Raw genomic sequence first — 17,377 nt, 5'->3', positions numbered from 1 at the left:
AAAAAAGAAAAACATCGACCGTGATGTTTTTCTCGCTACTCTAACATTCTAGTTATTTTCCTTCTTTCCTTCGGCTTGTTACAGTTTCTCCAGCAATACCCCAGTTATCAGTGTCAACCTCGTCGATAACTACTACAGTTGTTGCTGGGTTTTTACCTAGGACATCTACTAGCAATTGAGTTGCTCCTTTAATAAGGGCAGCTTTTTTTTCTGGTGTCACATCTTCATTAGTTATTTTGATATTTACATAAGGCATTTTGTTCATCCCCTTAGAATTGATTCCATATCAGTTGGACTTAACTAAACTTGCACAGAGCAAAAAAGCTATGAAGTAAGTTTTGAAAAACTTATTCATAGCCCAAAGACATACAAAAGCCAAATTAAGCTTGAGCGTTTAAGAATTCTTTCACATCTTCTGGAGATTTAGCGTTTGCACTGTGTAAGTGTGCTAGTTTTTCACCGTTTTTGAAGATTAATAAACTTGGAATACCCATTACTTGATATTTCTCTGCTAATTCAGGGAATTCATCACGATTCATTTCATACCATGTGTATTGGCTGTATTCTTCAACAATTGGGTCGATAAACATATTCATGCGTGTGCAATCTGGACACCAGCCAGCGTAGAACTTTACGATTACCGGTTGCTCTGATACGATGATTTCGTTAAATTGTTCATTTGTAGTAATGTCTTGCATTATAATCACTCTCCTTATATGTAGTGTACACATTTTAAATTATTCGGAAAAGTAATTTGACTTACTGAATGATTGTTCATAAAATATAGATAACTCTAGTAAATCAATAAAAAACCTTCCGAATTTTTTAGAAAATTAAGTTAAAAGTTATTGCTAAATTTGAGGAAATCAACTACACTAAGAACAGAAAACGTGATTTAAAGAATTAAATTTTATGAATTTATTTTTTTTCGGCATAAAATGAATGAGTATTCATTCAAAGGATTAAGGGGGATATTTATGTCTTACAAAATTCAAAAAGCAGCCGTACTCGGTTCAGGGGTAATGGGATCAGGAATTGCAGCACATTTAGCAAATATCGGGATTCCAACATTATTATTGGATATTGTTCCAAGGGAGCTTACGAAGGAAGAAGAAGCAAAGGGTCTTAATTTAGAACACGCTGCTGTTCGAAATCGTTTTGCAGCAAGTGCAGTTCAAAAGCTATTAAAGCATAAACCAGCACCATTAACTTCAAAGAAAAATTTAGCACTGATTACTCCAGGAAATTTTGACGATCACCTAGATCAGCTAAGTGACGTTGACTGGATCATTGAAGTGGTTGTTGAAAATTTAGATATTAAAAAGAATCTTTTTGAAAAAATAGATTTAGTCCGAAAGCCAGGGACGATTATTAGTTCAAATACATCGGGTATCAGTGTAAATGCTATGGCTGAGGGACGTTCTGAAGACTTCCAAAAGCACTTTTTAGGAACACACTTCTTTAACCCGCCAAGATACTTAAAGCTACTAGAGGTTATTCCAACTGAACAAACGTTACCTGAGGTTGTTTCGTTCATGAAAACGTTTGCTGAGGATGTATTAGGTAAAGGGGTAGTAATCGGTAAGGATACACCAAACTTTGTTGCAAACCGTATCGGGACATATGGTTTACTAGTTACGTTAAGAGAAATGCTGGAGCGTGGTTATTCAGTAGGTGAAGTTGACTCAGTTACTGGAACGCTAATTGGTCGAGCAAAATCAGCGACTTTCAGAACACTTGATGTTGTAGGATTAGATACTTTCCTACACGTTGCAAAAACAGTTTACGATCAAACAACTGATGAAGAGCAAAAAGTGTTTGAAGTACCAGAGCTAATGAAGAAATTAGTAGATAATGGTTGGTTAGGTGCGAAATCTGGTCAAGGCTTCTTCTTGAAAAAGGGCAAAGAAATCCTTGAGATTGACCCTTCAACTTTTGAATATGTACCCGCAAAGAAATTACAAACACCTTCTATAGAAATGGCAAAACAAACAAAGGGACTTCCAAATAAAGTGAAGACACTTGTTTATGCCAACGATCGTACGGGTGAATTATTATGGAACATCTTTGCTCCAACATTAATTTATTCTGCTGAAATGACAGGTGTTATTGCTGACAGTATCGTTGAAATTGATAATGCCATGAAGTGGGGCTTCGGTTGGTCGCAGGGTCCATTTGAAATGTGGGATTCTATCGGTGTTCAAAAATCAGTAGAAAAAATGGAGGCTGAAGATAGAGAAGTACCTGGCTTCGTGAAAGAGTTTTTATCTCAAGGCTTTGAATCCTTCTATACAGAGCTAGATGGTGACTTAGCTTATTACAATGGTTCAGAGTATGTAAAAGTACCGGTTAACGAAAAAGTAATTGATTTAAAGCGTTATAAGAAAAAGCAAGGGGTCATTAAATCAAATTCTGGTGCTAGTTTAATAGATTTAGGGGATGGAGTTGCTTTACTTGAATTCCATTCGAAATCAAATGCAATTGGCCTTGATATTATTCAAATGCTGAATTTTGCAATCGATGAGGTTGAAGCGAATTTCAAGGGGCTAGTCATCGGAAACCAAGGTAAAAACTTCTGTGTAGGTGCAAATCTTGGCATGATTCTAATGGAAGCTCAGGATGATAACATTTTTGAATTAGACTATACAATTCGTGCATTCCAAAAAGCGATGCGACGAGTGAAATACAGTAAAAAGCCTGTTGTCGCTGCACCATTTGGCATGACACTAGGTGGCGGTTCAGAGGTGTGTTTACCAGCTGCTCATATTCAAGCATCTAGCGAAACATATATGGGCTTAGTTGAAGTAGGTGTAGGTTTGATTCCAGGTGGTGGAGGTAACCTAGCACTTTATGAGAAGTACTTAAAAGGTCTACCAAACGGAGTAGAAATTGACTATCAAGCTATTGCTAACAAAGTATTTGAAACGATTGCCATGGCTAAGGTTTCAACATCAGGTGAAGAAGCACGCGATAATAACTTCTTAAGCTTTGCTGATGGAATTTCGGTTAATCCAGATCATTTAATCCATGATGCAAAACAGGCAGTACTTGCATTATCAGAAGCTGGTTATACAGCGCCGGCTCCGAAAAAAGTGAAGGTTGTTGGAGCGCCAGGCTATGCAACGTTATTACTCGGTGCACAAGGTATGTTCCAGTCTGGCTTCATCAGTGAGCATGATTTGAAAATTGCGAAAAAGCTTGCCTATGTTATTGCAGGGGGGCTTGTACCATACGGAACTGAAGTAACAGAAGACTATTTACTAAACTTAGAGCGCGAGGCATTTTTAAGCCTTGTAGCAGATCCGAAATCACAAGCAAGAATGCAGCACATGCTTATCAAGGGGAAACCATTACGTAACTAATTTGTGTTTTCTAGGATCAGAACGAAATCTAAAAGTGTCATATGCAATGAATAAGGGGGATACACAATATGCGTGAAGCCGTAATTGTAGCAGGTGCAAGAACGCCGATTGCTAAGGCAAAAAAAGGATCACTTGCAACCGTACGTCCTGATGATTTTGGGGCTGTGGTAGTAAAGGAAACATTAAAAAGAGCGGGATATGTTGGTCCAATCGATGATTTAATAATGGGCTGTGCAATGCCAGAAGCTGAACAAGGAATGAATGTTGCGCGTAATATTGGTGCATTAGCAGGTCTACCAGATTCTACACCAGCTATTACCATTAACCGTTTCTGTTCTTCTGGTCTTCAAGCAATAGCTTATGCAGCAGAACGAGTAATGCTAGGTCATTCAAAAGCAGTTCTTGCCGGCGGAGTAGAGTCGATGAGTATGATTCCGATGACAGGAAATACTGTTCGACTTAATCCGAAGCTAGCAGAAGAAGCACCTCAATATTATATGAGCATGGGTCATACTGCTGAGGAAGTTGCAAATCGTTATGAAGTTAGTAGAGAAGACCAAGATGCTTTTGCTGTACGTTCTCATGAATTAGCGGAAAAAGCTATTAAAGAGGGTAAATTTAAAGACGAAATTGTTCCTATTGAAGTAGTTCAACACTATGTTGACGATAATAATAAGCTTCAATCGAGAACATTTACGTTTGATACAGATGAAGGTGTTCGACCAGGTACTTCTATGGAGGGGCTTGGGAAATTACGTCCAGCCTTCAATGTAAAAGGCTCTGTAACAGCGGGGAACTCTTCTCAAACATCTGACGGAGCTGCGGCGGTTCTAGTAATGGATCGTGAAGAAGCTGAAAACCAAGGATTAAAGCCTATGGCGAAGTTTTTAGGCTTTGCAGTAGGTGGCGTTCCACCAGAAGTAATGGGAATCGGCCCAATCGAAGCTGTACCAAAAGCGTTAAAAATCGCTGGTCTTTCACTAGATGATATTGATTTATGGGAATTAAATGAAGCCTTTGGTTCTCAATCGATTCAAGTGGTTCGCCATTTAGGAATCGATATGGATAAAGTAAATGTAAATGGTGGAGCAATTGCTTTAGGGCATCCACTTGGTGCAACAGGTGCCATTCTAACATTAAAGCTAATCCATGAGCTAAAACGTCAAGGCAAGAAGTATGGCGTTATTACAATGTGTATCGGTGGCGGAATGGGCGCTGCTGGAGTAATTGAAGTTTTATAATTTGTGAATTTGTTGATTAGCTTTAGGCAATCGTGCTACTACCGTTGCCTCCGGGAAACGAGTGTCTAGAGCTTTTCTATATATGGTATTTGGATGGGAACATGTAGGAATTACTTATAAATGATTTTAATAACTTTATGGGATAAAGGGGAGGAAGTAAAAATGGTTCAAACAACAAACATTATCAAGGGTGGAAGTTTTTTAATTGAAGATGTGGAATTAGATCGTGTATTCACTCCTGAGGATTTTACAGACGAGCAAAAAATGATCGCTCAAACAACTACTGACTATATTGAAAATGAAGTAAAGCCAGTTATCGAAAATTTAGAGCATCATGAATTCGATCATTCAGTACGACTACTAAAAAAAGCAGGGGAGCTTGGTTTACTAGCTGCTGATGTACCTGAAGAATATGAGGGCTTAGAGTTAGATAAAATCTCATCTGCTTTAATCGCTGAAAAAATGTCTCCAGCTGGTGGTTTCTCTATTACTCATGGTGCACACGTAGGGATCGGTTCATTACCAATCGTATTATTCGGTAACCATGAGCAAAAATCAAAATACTTACCGAAGCTTGCTTCTGGTGAGTTGATCGCAGCATACGCTTTAACTGAACCAGGCTCAGGGTCTGATGCACTTGGTGCGAAAACGGTTGCTAAGCTAAATGAAGCTGGCACTCACTATGTACTAAACGGGGAAAAACAATGGATTACAAACGCAGGCTTTGCTGATGTATTCGTTGTTTACGCGAAAATCGATGGAGATAAATTCACTGCTTTTATCGTTGAACGCAACTACCCAGGTGTATCTGTAGGGGCAGAAGAGAAGAAAATGGGGATTAAATCTTCTTCAACTCGTACATTAATCTTAGAGGATGCTGAAGTTCCTGTTGAAAACTTACTTGGTGAAGTTGGGCGCGGTCACGTTATTGCCTTCAACATTTTAAATATTGGTCGTTATAAATTAGGTGTTGGTACAGTTGGTGGTTCAAAGCGTGCTTTAGAATTAGCGATTGCTTATACAAACCAACGTCAACAATTTAAAACACCACTTTCAAGCTTTAACCTAACAAAGGAAAAAATCGCGACGATGGCTTCTCAGCTATATGCTTCAGAATCATTGAACTATCGTACAGTTGGTTACTTCGAGGATCGTTTAAGCCAGCTTTCAGCAGAAGAGCAAAAAGATGGGAAAGCGATTGCTGGGGCAATTGCAGAGTACGCTATCGAATGTTCAATCGCGAAGGTTTTCGGTTCTGAAACTTTAGATTATATTGCAGATGAAGCAGTTCAGTTACATGGTGGATATGGTTTCATGGCAGAATATGAAGTAGAACGTATTTACCGTGATTCTCGTATTAACCGTATTTTTGAAGGTACAAACGAAATCAATCGCTTAATCGTACCAGGCACATTTATGAAAAAGGCATTAAAAGGTGAATTGCCACTACTTCAAGTTGCTCAAAAGCTACAAGAAGAACTATTAATGCTAATGCCTGAAGAAATCAGTGACGAGCCATTAGCACAAGAGAAATACTTAGTGAAAAACGCTAAGAAAATTGGTGTGTTAACTGCAGGTGTAGCAGCTCAGAGGTTTGGTGCAAAGCTAGAAGCTGAGCAAGAAGTGCTTGTTAACATTGCTAATATCGCGAACCAGCTTTATGCAATGGAGTCAGCTGTTATTCGTACAGCAAAAGCAATCGAGCGTGACGGTGTAGAGAAGTCGAAGCAAAAAATTCTTTATACTGAAATCTTCTGCCAAGAAGCCTTTGCAGAGATCGAAAAAGAAGCTAAAGAAACAATCTTAGCTTCAGTAGATGGAGATGCAGGTAAAATGACACTTTCTGCACTTCGTAAACTAACACGCAGTAACCCTTACAACCTAATCTTGAAAAAACGTGAAGCTTCACAAAAACTAATCGAAGCAGAAAAATTCATCGTATAGTACGCTTGACGGGCATCCTTAACACAGGATGCCCGTTTTTTGTGTATGGGAATTGTGTATGTACCAGGTACACACACAAATCTAAAACAATTCAAATTATTCTGAATTAAATGCGTACCAGGCACACAAACAATACAGACACAATGGTTGTCTGCTATACTTTTGTTAGGTGAAATTTAATATAGTGAAGGAGTTTCTGTATGGTACTTAAATTGATTCAATATCCGCGTTGTACGACTTGTAAGAAGGCTGAGAAATGGCTGAAGGATGAAGGGATTGCTTATGAGGCGATTCATATTGTGGAGCAGACGCCAACGAAAGCTGAGTTAAAGGCGATTTGGGAGAAAAGTGAGCTTCCTTTGAAGAAGTTCTTTAATACATCTGGCATGAAGTATAAAGAATTAGGCTTAAAGGACAAGTTAAGCTCTATGTCAGAGGATGAACAGCTAGAATTACTTGCTTCTGACGGTATGCTGATTAAAAGACCAATCGTTACAGATGGTGAAAAAGTTACTTTAGGATTTAAAGAAACTGACTTCACTGAATCTTGGAAATAAAGCATTACTCTATCTTGTTTTTAATTATAAAATATGTCAAACTTATTATGTATGAATTACATATATTTGGAGGGGTTTTGAGTGAGCACACCGAAAGATTTACGTTACTCTAAAGAACACGAATGGGTTAAAGTTGAAGATGGTAAAGTTCGCATTGGAATTACGCACTTTGCACAATCTGAGCTTGGCGATATTGTTTTCGTTGAACTACCACAGGTTGGCGACGAAGTTCAGTTAAACGCACCATTCGGTAGTGTTGAATCTGTAAAAACAGTTTCAGAACTATATGCACCAGTGTCAGGTAAGGTTGTTGAAATCAATAGTGAACTTGAAGATAGTCCAGAATTTGTAAATGAATCACCTTATGATCAGGCTTGGATGATTGTTATTGAGCCAACAGATCTTTCAGAAGTGGAAGCTTTATTAACTCCTGAGCAATATGATGAATTAATTGACGCATAATATGAATATGATATAGAAAGAAAAACGCCAGAAAATCACTGGCGTTTTTTTTACAATATAAATATAATAAGTAACCATACCTTTTATTTCACTGATATTTTTAAGACTTTCTTACAAATTCAGTGGGAAAAGACATCGGATTTCGCTTTATGAAAACCGTGCTTTTCAATCATTATCCTTATGCATATTTGAAGACGTTATTTAGCTGTGTAACTACAAATCGTGGGGTGAAGCAAATGATAGTTGATAAGTGTATAATTGTTGAAGGTCGATCGGATAAGTTAAACATCGCACCAATTTTTGCTGAGGATGTTAAAATTATTTGTACAAATGGAACAATTAGTGAGGATGCTCTCCTGGATCTTCTAGAGCCATTTGAAGAATGTAAACTCTATACGTTATTCGATGCGGATAATTCAGGTGAAAAGTTGAGAAAGCTAACGAAAAGAATCTATTCTGAGGCTGTTCATCTTTTCATACCTCGAACATATATCGAAGTGGCAAATGCGCCTAAGAAAGTTTTAGCTAATTTGTTAAGCGATGCTAAATTCTCTGTGCATAAGCAGTATTTATCTTCGACACTTGAAATGTAAATAGATGTTTTTATTACCTAAACAAAGAAGTAGGATGATGATTATGAGAGAATGGACAATTGAAAATTGGAAGCAACAAAAGGAGCAAAATGGCTTAGTTGCTTTTTATTTATATACGCCTATGTGTGGAACTTGTGCTGTTGCATCGAAAATGATGGATGTGATTGAAAATCTTTTACCAGACTTGCCGTTAGGAAAAGCCAATATTAATTTCTTAGAAAACTTAGCGATGGATTATCAAATTGAAAGTGTACCATGCTTACTAATTAGCGAAAATGGGAATGTCGAAAAATTGTATGCTTTCCAATCTGTACCATTCCTATATGATAAGTTGAAAAAAAGTAGTTGACTAGAAACAATCTAACATGGTAAAGTAACATCCATAATCTAAAACTTAATATCGTAACTCTTATAAAGAGCGGTGGAGGGAAGTGCCCTATGAAGCCCGGCAACCATCACAGTAATGTGAAAAGGTGCCAAGTCACGCGAAGTGGATACTTTGGAAGATAAGAGAACGGTAACGTAAATATATATTTACGTCCCCTTCTACTTGTCTGTGTAGAAGGGGATTTTTGTTTTTTTATAAATTACTAGATTCACATCTCACACTTGCCAAATGGGGACAATTGAAGCACTTAAACTCACTAATAAGAATACATAGTTACGATTCGCTATAAGGAGTCTCGCATATGATTGAACTAAAAGATATATCGAAAATATATAAAACAAAAAATGGAGAAATAACAGCTGTTAAAGATGTTAATTTAACCATTAACAAAGGTGAAATATACGGAATTATTGGTTATAGTGGTGCCGGTAAAAGTACGATGATTCGCTTGTTAAACGGCTTGGAGAAGCCTTCTACTGGTACGGTAGAAGTAGGTGGACATCAAATTTCATCGATTTCTGGTACAAAGCTGCGTCAAGCACGCCAAAAAATCAGTATGATCTTCCAGCATTTCAACCTTTTATGGTCTCGTACAGTTGCTGATAACATTTCTTTTCCTTTAGAGATTGCAGGTGTTTCAAAGGCTGAGCGTTCAAAAAGAGTAAAGGAATTAATCGACTTAGTTGGTTTGACAGGCAGAGAAAATGCTTACCCATCTCAGCTGTCTGGCGGTCAAAAGCAGCGCGTTGGAATTGCAAGAGCACTTGCTAATAACCCAGAAGTATTACTTTGCGATGAAGCAACAAGTGCACTAGATCCTGAAACAACGGACGCTATTTTAGAATTATTGCTTGATATAAATAAGCGTTTAGGTCTGACGATTGTTCTGATTACACATGAAATGCACGTTATTCGCAAAATCTGTCATCGCGTGGCAGTTATGGAAGCAGGACGAGTTGTAGAATCTGGCGATGTGCTTCACGTATTCCAAAATCCACAGGCTGAAATTACAAAGAATTTTGTAATGCAGGTTTCTGGAACGAAAGAATCAAAAGAATCAATCGAGCAAATTCTTGTCAATTATCCTACTGGGAAGATCGTTAAGCTAACGTTTATTGGCAACAAAACAGAGCAACCGGTAATCTCCCAAATCATTAAAGAATTTGATGTTGAAGTAAATATCGTGCACGGAAATATCACACAAACTACAAGTGGCCCATATGGAACATTAATTGTACAAATAGATGGTAAACCAAATCAGGTGGAAGAAGCATTTAAGCTTTTAGAAACAAGAGAAATCCAAGCGGAGGTGATTGACCATGTTTAATCAATTATTTCCGAATGTAGATTGGGTAAAAATGTGGGAGGCCACATACGAAACAATATATATGACGGTTATCTCAACAGGAGTAACCTTTATTCTAGGACTAGTAATAGGGATTTTACTATTCCTGACAAGCCCAAACCAAATTTGGGCAAATAAAGTGGTGAATTTTTTAACAGGATCACTTGTTAATATTTTTAGATCGATTCCATTTATCGTATTGATCATACTTTTAATTCCTTTCACGAAATTCCTTGTAGGAACAATTCGTGGAGTTGAAGCGGCTTTACCGGCATTAATTATTGGCGCAGCACCGTTTTACGCTCGCTTAGTGTTAATTGCTTTAAGAGAGATTGATAAAGGTGTAATTGAAGCAGCTCGTTCAATGGGAGCGAAAACTTCAACGATTATTTGGAAGGTATTAATACCTGAATCATTACCAGCATTACTTTCAGGTATTACAGTAACTGCTGTTGCATTAGTAGGCTATACAGCGATGGCTGGGATTATCGGTGCAGGCGGCTTAGGAAACCTGGCGTTTATTGATGGCTTCCAGCGTAGCCGTGATGATGTAGTTTTAATGGCGACAATCATAATTTTAGTAATTGTGTTTATCCTACAGTTTATTGGAGACTTTATAACAACAAAGACTGACAAACGATAATTAGATTTGTTTGGTAATTGGTGCTGACGGTTTAGCCGTTCACATATAGAGAGAAATAGAGAAAAGGAGAAAGACGACATGAAGAAATTTTTATCATTCTTATTACTATCAGTAGTCGTACTTGCATTAGCTGCATGTGGAACTGCTAAAGAGGAAGAAACAACTAATTCTACAAATGGTGCTGCAGATGAAGGCGCAACTGAAACGGCAAAATCAGATAAAATCGTGATTGGTGCATCAAATGGTTTACATGATTTAATTTTAGAGCAAGCAAAACCAATTTTAGCTGAAGAAGGTATCGAGTTAGATATCCAACCTTACCAAGATTATATAATGCCTAACCAAGATTTAGAGTCTGGTGATTTAGATGCGAACTATTTCCAACACATTCCTTATCTTGAAACGGAAATTGCTGAAAAAGGCTATGATTTTGTAAATGCTGGCGGAATTCACATTGAGCCAATGGGTATTTACTCAACAAAGTATGATTCTTTAGATGAACTACCAGAAGGTGCTACTGTTATTATTTCAAATAACCCTGCTGAAGAAGGTCGTTTCTTATCTCTTTTAGAGGCTCAAGGTCTTATCAAGTTAAAAGAGGGTGTCGACAAAGCAGCTGCAACTTTAGATGATATTGTTGAAAATCCTAAAAAATTAGTAATCGATAACAAATCAGAACCAGGAATGCTAGTGACTTATTATGAAGAAGGCGAAGGCGATGTAGTTGTTATTAACTCTAACTTCGCAATCGACGCTGGCATCAACCCTCTTAAAGATTCAATTGCTATCGAAGGCTCAGAATCTCCATATGTAAATATTATTGCAGTTCGTGCAGAAGACAAAGATAACGAAGCAATCAAACGCTTAGTAGAAGTTCTACACTCTGATGCAATCCAACAATTCATCATGGATGAGTGGGGCGGCGCTGTAGTACCAGTAAACGAATAATTTGAAGTGGTGAGGGAACGAAATGTTCTCTCACCATTTTTGATTTTAAGGACAGTTGAGAGTGGAATCGGGTTCGGGGTGTGGTTCATGAGGAGGATGAAGATTGTTAGAGAGTGAAATGTGGGGCGGGATGCGGTTCATGGGGTGGATGAAGTGCATCCCAGAGTATAAAACAATCCGGGATGCAGTTCATAAAGAATGTGAAGTGCATCCGAAAGTGAAACTCAATCTACGAAGCAGTTCTCATGAGCCAATCCACCGCAAAACACCCCAGCTAATTTCAAAACAAAAGAAACGCCCAGAGCACAATCCCCTCGTGCTCCGCGCGTTTCTCGCATTCTCTATAAAAACTGATTCAATCTTGAAAAGAAATTATCGATAAATTTCAAGAAAACTTGTTCAGAAGGTCCGAGTTCGCGGTTGGTTGGATAAATGACGCCTACTGTTCGCGTAATCATAGGATTTTCGATAGCCATCTTTACGGTAAAACGTGGCGTGGAATCGTAAAGTGAGCTTTCAGGCAGTAGTGTAATCCCGATGCCGGCAGCTACTAGCCCCTTTAAAGCATCCATATCTTCACCAACCGAAGTAACGCTTGGTACAAAACCGGCAGCTTTGCATGCATCTACAACTACTTTATTTAATATAAAGCCTTCAGGAAAAAGAACGAAATTCTCATTTCTTAAATCACCAAGTACGATTTTTTCAGCATTGGCTAAATGATGGTTCGCAGGAAGTAATACATGAATTTTCTCGCTAAATAGTATTGATGAATGGATGCTTTCGTCGCTAGGTGGAACAGGACCTAAAAAGGCAAGGTTGAGTTCGCGGTTCTTTACGGCATCGATTAAATAGCGGTATGAGCCCTGACGTAAATGGAAGTGAACATCCGGGAACTCTTTTTTAAAGGCGGAAATGACAGTTGGTAATACGTAACTTGCAAGACTTGTAGGGAAGCCGATTTTGATGGTTCCCTTTGCTGGATCTAAATACTCTTCGACTTGTTTAACAGCAAAATCAATTGCCTTCAATGCGGTAATGGTGTGTTCCAAAAAGATTTTACCAATTGGTGTAAGCTTTACATTTCGACCAACACGTTCAAAAAGTGGTGTGCCAAGCTCATCCTCAAGGTTTGCGATTTGTCGACTAACAGCTGACTGGGCGACATGTAAATGTTCGGCTGCTTCAGAAATATGTTCCCTTTCGGCTACCTCAACAAAGTATCGCAATTGCCGTAATTCCAACGTTTCCACCCCATTTATCTAAATATTAGATGAATTCAATCCAAAGTATATATTGTTTATATTATTCTAAAAACTTTACAATGTAAATAAGGTATTCACGAAGATTTGGGGGGATTTACATGACTTTTCATCAGTTTCCGAAGGCGCAAGGGCTTTATTCACCAAGTTTCGAACATGACGCTTGTGGAATCGGCTTTTACGCAAATATTAAGGGACACGCTTCACATGAGATTGTAAAAAACGGACTAGAGATGTTATGTCGCTTAGATCACCGAGCAGGACGAGGTGGCGATGGTAGAACTGGCGACGGAGCTGGATTAATGGTTCAGATTCCTGATGCATTTTTTAAACTAAACTGTCCAGACTTAAACTTACCAGCAAATGGTGAGTACGGTGTAGGGCAATTGTTTTTCACAGAGGATAATAGAGAGAGAGAGTCCATCGAAAACAAAATTAACGAGCTTATCGAGCAGGAAGGTCAAACATTAATTGGCTGGAGAACTGCTCCTACAAATAAAGAGATATTAAGTGATATTGCGAAATCAACAGCACCTGTTGTTCGCCAGGTTTTTATTAAGGGAGAAAATGCTGAAGATTCTTTAGCTTTTGAACGTAAATTATATTTAATTCGCAAGCAGGCTGAATTCTGGGCAAAAGAAAATGATATGAAATTTTACTGTCCAAGTATGTCTAGCCAAAAAATGGTCTTTAAAGGGTTATTAACACCAGAAGAGGTTAGTGAATTTTACATCGACCTTCAGGATGTAAGCTTTATTTCAGCGTTTGCTATTGTTCACTCAAGATACTCAACAAATACCTTCCCAAGCTGGGAACGTGCACATCCAAACCGCTATATTGTGCACAACGGGGAAATTAACACATTACGTGGCAATATCAACTGGATGACTGCCCGTGAACAACGTTTTGTTTCTGAGGCCTTTGGAGAGGATTTAAAGAAATTATTACCTATTATTGATAACTCAGGTTCTGACTCTTCTATGTTAGATAATGCGTTTGAATTCTTTGTGCTAGCAGGTCGTACACCAGCACATACAGCAATGATGCTTATTCCAGAGCCATGGACTGAAAATCCTCATATTTCAGAGGAGAAAAAAGCATTTTATGCTTACCATGCAAGTATGATGGAGCCTTGGGATGGTCCTACAGCGATTTGTTTCACAGATGGTAAGCAAATTGGTTCAATACTAGATCGTAATGGCTTACGTCCGGCACGCTACTATGTAACGAAGGATGATATGATCGTCTTTTCTTCGGAAGTAGGGGTTGTCGATATCGAGGAAGAAAACGTTTTATATAAAGAACGTTTAAGCCCAGGCCGCATGCTGTTAATCGATTTAGAGCAAGGGAAAATTGTTTCTGATGAAGAGCTGAAAAGCGAGATGGCACAGGCGCAACCATATGCGAAATGGCTAGAAGAAAATTTGCTAACAGTTGAAGCTGATGAGGAAACTCCTAAAGAAGTTGATGTGCTAGCAGTACGTCAAAAATCCTTTGGTTATACTTTTGAGGACATTCAAAAATATATTGTTCCAGTTGCAGAGAGCGGGAAAGATCCAATTGGTTCAATGGGGAACGATACACCTTTAGCAGTTCTATCGGATCGTCCGCAGTCTTTATTTAATTACTTTAAACAGTTATTTGCCCAAGTTACAAACCCACCGATCGATTCAATTCGTGAGCATATTGTAACTTCAACGATGACTCTGCTTGGAGCTGAAGGGAATCTATTGCATCCAAATGCTGAGAATGCACGCCGTATTTTCTTAGATACTCCGATTTTAACAAATGGCGAGTTGAGCGAGATTACGAATATGAAGAATGCACATTTCCAGCATGCAGTAATCACACTTCAGTATGAAAATACATTAGAGTCAGAATTACAGCGTTTATTCAATGAGGCAGATGCAGCAATCGAAAAAGGAATTTCTTTAATAATACTGTCAGATGAATTAGACGATGTGAATTCACCAACGATCCCAGTATTACTTGCTGTAAGTAGCTTACATCAATATTTAGTCCGTACAGGTAAACGTACTCTTGTAAGCATTATTGCAAATAGTGGAGAAGCTCGTGAAGTACATCATTTTGCAGCTTTAGTTGGATTTGGTGCAGATGCTATTAACCCATATCTTGTGTTTGCTTCTATCGAAGAGGCAATCGAGGCTGGCCATTTAACAATTAGCTACCAGGATGCCGTGAAAAAGTATCGTAAGGGAATCGCTGATGGTGTAGTAAAAGTAATGTCTAAAATGGGTATTTCAACTGTTCAATCTTACCGTGGTGCTCAAATTTTTGAAGCAGTAGGAATTAGTAAGGAAGTCGTTGATCGATACTTCACTGGAACTGCATCTCAAATTGATGGGATTGATTTAAAAACGATCGGCGAGGAAGCGAAGCGTCGCCACAAATTAGCGCTAGATTCTAGAAATGCTTTACTTGAATCGGGAAGTGATTTCCAATGGCGAGCTAATGGCGAACACCATGCATTTAACCCGAAAACAATCCATACGCTGCAAACGGCTACAAGAAGAAATGATTTTGGTTTATACAGAATGTATGCAGAAATGGCAAATGAAGAACAACTTGGGTTCTTACGTAATATGTTTGAGTTCAAATCTACTAATCAATCAATACCGTTAGAGGATGTAGAATCAGTAGACTCAATCGTAAAACGATTCAAAACAGGTGCAATGTCCTTCGGTTCGATTTCTAAAGAAGCGCATGAAACTTTAGCAATTGCCATGAACCGTATCGGTGGACGCTCAAACTCAGGTGAGGGCGGGGAAGACACTGCTCGTTTTGAAATCGATGAAAATGGAGATAACCGAAATAGTGCGATTAAACAAATTGCATCTGGTCGATTTGGTGTGAAATCTCATTATCTTGTAAATGCAAAAGAGCTACAAATTAAAATGGCTCAAGGAGCTAAACCTGGTGAAGGTGGTCAATTACCAGGTAACAAAGTCTATCCATGGGTTGCGGATGTTCGTGGTTCTACTCCAGGAGTTGGGTTAATTTCACCTCCACCACACCATGACATTTATTCAATCGAGGACTTAGCCGAGCTTATTTACGATTTGAAAAATGCTAACCGTAATGCTCGTATTTCTGTAAAACTAGTAGCAAAAGCTGGTGTGGGAACGATTGCAGCAGGTGTTGCTAAAGGTGGAGCAGATGTCATTGTAATCTCTGGATATGATGGAGGAACTGGCGCATCGCCAAAAACTTCTATCAAGCACACAGGTTTACCATGGGAGCTAGGCTTAGCTGAAGCACACCAAACATTAATGTTAAACGGCCTACGCGAGCGAGTAACATTAGAAACTGATGGAAAGCTAATGACAGGTAAGGACGTTGTTATGGCGGCTTTACTTGGAGCAGAGGAATATGGCTTTGCGACAGCTCCATTAATCGTACTAGGATGTATCATGATGCGTGCATGTCATTTAGATACATGTCCAGTAGGGGTAGCTACTCAAAATCCAGAATTGCGCGCCAAATTCATGGGGAACGCAGATCACATTGTAAACTTCATGTACTTTGTGGCTGAAGAAATGCGTGAATACATGGCGAAATTAGGATTCCATACTGTTGACGAAATGGTTGGACGCACAGATGTCCTACAAATTAGTGAACGTGCTAAATCACACTGGAAAGCAGGTCAGCTTGATCTATCAGCATTACTTTACCAGGTACAAGGTGCTCGCACGAAGCAAACTGACCAGAATTTACGTATTGACGAAACCTTTGATATTCGTGAGCTTCTACCAAAAGTTGAAAAGAGCATTAACGAAAAAGAATCAATCGAACTCGATTATTCGATTAAAAATACAGATCGTGTTGTAGGTACGATAATTGGAAGTGAAATTTCGAAAAAATACGGTGAAGTTGGGTTGAAAGATGAAACTATTAAACTGAACTTTACAGGTCATGCAGGTCAAAGCTTTGGTGCATTCGTACCGAGAGGAATGACGCTTTCATGTGTAGGAGATGTTAACGACTACTTCGGTAAAGGTCTATCTGGCGGTAAATTAGTAGCTATCGCACCGATCAAGGGTGCCCAAGAGAAAAATGTTATAGCAGGGAACGTTTGTCTATATGGAGCTACAAGTGGTACTGCATATATCAATGGTCGTGCTGGGGAACGCTTTGCTGTTCGTAACAGTGGAGCCAATGTTGTAGTTGAAGGTATTGGTGATCATGGTTGTGAGTACATGACTGGTGGTCGTGTTGTCATTCTAGGTGATGTAGGGAAAAACTTTGCTGCAGGTATGAGCGGTGGTATTGCCTATGTTTTACCAACAGATGAAGAAAAGTTCAAAGAAACCTGTAACACTGAAATGATTGAATTCGAGCGTTTAGAAGATAAAAATGAAATCGAAGCTTTACGTTCTATGATTATCAAACACTTAGAACACACTGAAAGTACAATTGCTTTAGATATTCTAGCAAAATGGGATAAATTCGTAACGAAGTTTGTAAAAGTTGTACCAACGGATTATAAAGCGATGATTGATAAAATCAGCTATCACAAATTCCAAGGTTTAACGGAAGAAACGGCTGCAATGCAAGCATTTGTTGAAGCAACTGGCGCTAAAGAATTAGCGATTTCCAAATAAGAGGGGGTTC

14 protein-coding genes and 1 riboswitch are annotated in these 17,377 nt (G+C 38.6%); of the genes, 11 read left to right on the top strand and 3 right to left on the bottom strand.

Going from position 1 to position 17,377, the window contains the following annotated elements; all coding sequences use genetic code 11:
- Positions 1-52: 52 nt before the first annotated feature.
- The gene (locus LG296_RS14690) at positions 53-256 is read right to left on the bottom strand and encodes a 2-hydroxymuconate tautomerase family protein (protein ID WP_107935080.1); all 204 of its coding nucleotides are present in this window, start codon (positions 254-256) and stop codon (positions 53-55) included.
- A 124-nt stretch (positions 257-380) separates the two neighbouring features.
- The gene (locus LG296_RS14685) at positions 381-698 is read right to left on the bottom strand and encodes a thioredoxin family protein (protein ID WP_107935079.1); all 318 of its coding nucleotides are present in this window, start codon (positions 696-698) and stop codon (positions 381-383) included.
- 279 nt (positions 699-977) lie between these two features.
- On the opposite strand from LG296_RS14685, the gene LG296_RS14680 reads away from it, so the two are divergent.
- The 10 genes from LG296_RS14680 (at position 978) to LG296_RS14635 (ending at position 11,483) form a co-directional block, all read left to right on the top strand.
- Positions 978-3,362 (top strand): 3-hydroxyacyl-CoA dehydrogenase NAD-binding domain-containing protein, encoded by a 2,385-nt coding sequence (locus LG296_RS14680; protein WP_404427081.1) that lies wholly within the window; start codon positions 978-980, stop codon positions 3,360-3,362.
- Positions 3,363-3,430: 68 nt separating this feature from the next.
- On the top strand, positions 3,431-4,603 hold the full coding sequence (locus tag LG296_RS14675) for an acetyl-CoA C-acetyltransferase (RefSeq protein ID WP_107935077.1): 1,173 nt from the start codon (positions 3,431-3,433) through the stop codon (positions 4,601-4,603).
- Positions 4,604-4,765: 162 nt separating this feature from the next.
- Complete coding sequence (locus LG296_RS14670) at positions 4,766-6,547, top strand: acyl-CoA dehydrogenase family protein (RefSeq protein ID WP_404427080.1); 1,782 nt, start codon at positions 4,766-4,768, stop codon at positions 6,545-6,547.
- A gap of 200 nt (positions 6,548-6,747) precedes the next feature.
- Positions 6,748-7,104, top strand: coding sequence for an arsenate reductase family protein (locus tag LG296_RS14665; protein WP_107935076.1), 357 nt, complete (start codon positions 6,748-6,750; stop codon positions 7,102-7,104).
- An 81-nt stretch (positions 7,105-7,185) separates the two neighbouring features.
- Positions 7,186-7,566: a glycine cleavage system protein GcvH gene (gene gcvH, locus LG296_RS14660; RefSeq protein ID WP_107935075.1), complete on the top strand. Its 381-nt coding sequence runs from the start codon at positions 7,186-7,188 to the stop codon at positions 7,564-7,566.
- A 149-nt stretch (positions 7,567-7,715) separates the two neighbouring features.
- Entirely contained in the window at positions 7,716-8,159 is a 444-nt protein-coding gene (locus LG296_RS14655; RefSeq protein WP_404427079.1) for a toprim domain-containing protein, read from the top strand.
- Positions 8,160-8,202: 43 nt separating this feature from the next.
- The gene (locus LG296_RS14650) at positions 8,203-8,508 is read left to right on the top strand and encodes a thioredoxin family protein (protein WP_107935073.1); all 306 of its coding nucleotides are present in this window, start codon (positions 8,203-8,205) and stop codon (positions 8,506-8,508) included.
- Positions 8,509-8,565: 57 nt separating this feature from the next.
- Positions 8,566-8,672: riboswitch (SAM riboswitch) on the top strand.
- Positions 8,673-8,848: 176 nt separating this feature from the next.
- A complete protein-coding gene (locus LG296_RS14645) occupies positions 8,849-9,874 on the top strand; it encodes a methionine ABC transporter ATP-binding protein (RefSeq protein WP_107935072.1) in 1,026 nt (341 codons plus the stop codon).
- Positions 9,867-10,535 (top strand): methionine ABC transporter permease, encoded by a 669-nt coding sequence (locus tag LG296_RS14640; RefSeq protein ID WP_107935071.1) that lies wholly within the window; start codon positions 9,867-9,869, stop codon positions 10,533-10,535. Before LG296_RS14645 ends, LG296_RS14640 begins: the two co-directional genes overlap by 8 nt.
- Before the next feature lie 78 nt (positions 10,536-10,613).
- The gene (locus LG296_RS14635) at positions 10,614-11,483 is read left to right on the top strand and encodes a MetQ/NlpA family ABC transporter substrate-binding protein (RefSeq protein ID WP_107935070.1); all 870 of its coding nucleotides are present in this window, start codon (positions 10,614-10,616) and stop codon (positions 11,481-11,483) included.
- A 341-nt stretch (positions 11,484-11,824) separates the two neighbouring features.
- On the opposite strand, the gene LG296_RS14630 is transcribed toward LG296_RS14635, so the two are convergent.
- Positions 11,825-12,727 (bottom strand): LysR family transcriptional regulator, encoded by a 903-nt coding sequence (locus LG296_RS14630; protein ID WP_107935068.1) that lies wholly within the window; start codon positions 12,725-12,727, stop codon positions 11,825-11,827.
- Between the two features lie 119 nt (positions 12,728-12,846).
- Here LG296_RS14630 and gltB point away from each other — a divergent pair, with 119 nt between their 5' ends.
- On the top strand, positions 12,847-17,367 hold the full coding sequence (gene gltB / locus LG296_RS14625; protein WP_107935067.1) for a glutamate synthase large subunit: 4,521 nt from the start codon (positions 12,847-12,849) through the stop codon (positions 17,365-17,367).
- The last annotated feature ends 10 nt before the right edge of the window (positions 17,368-17,377 follow it).

The sequence above is a fragment of the Ureibacillus chungkukjangi genome (assembly GCF_044795995.1).
Taxonomy (GTDB): Bacteria; Bacillota; Bacilli; order Bacillales_A; family Planococcaceae; genus Ureibacillus; species Ureibacillus chungkukjangi.
The sequence above is the reverse complement of the archived record's forward strand: the minus strand, read 5'-3'. Positions and strand labels throughout refer to the sequence as shown.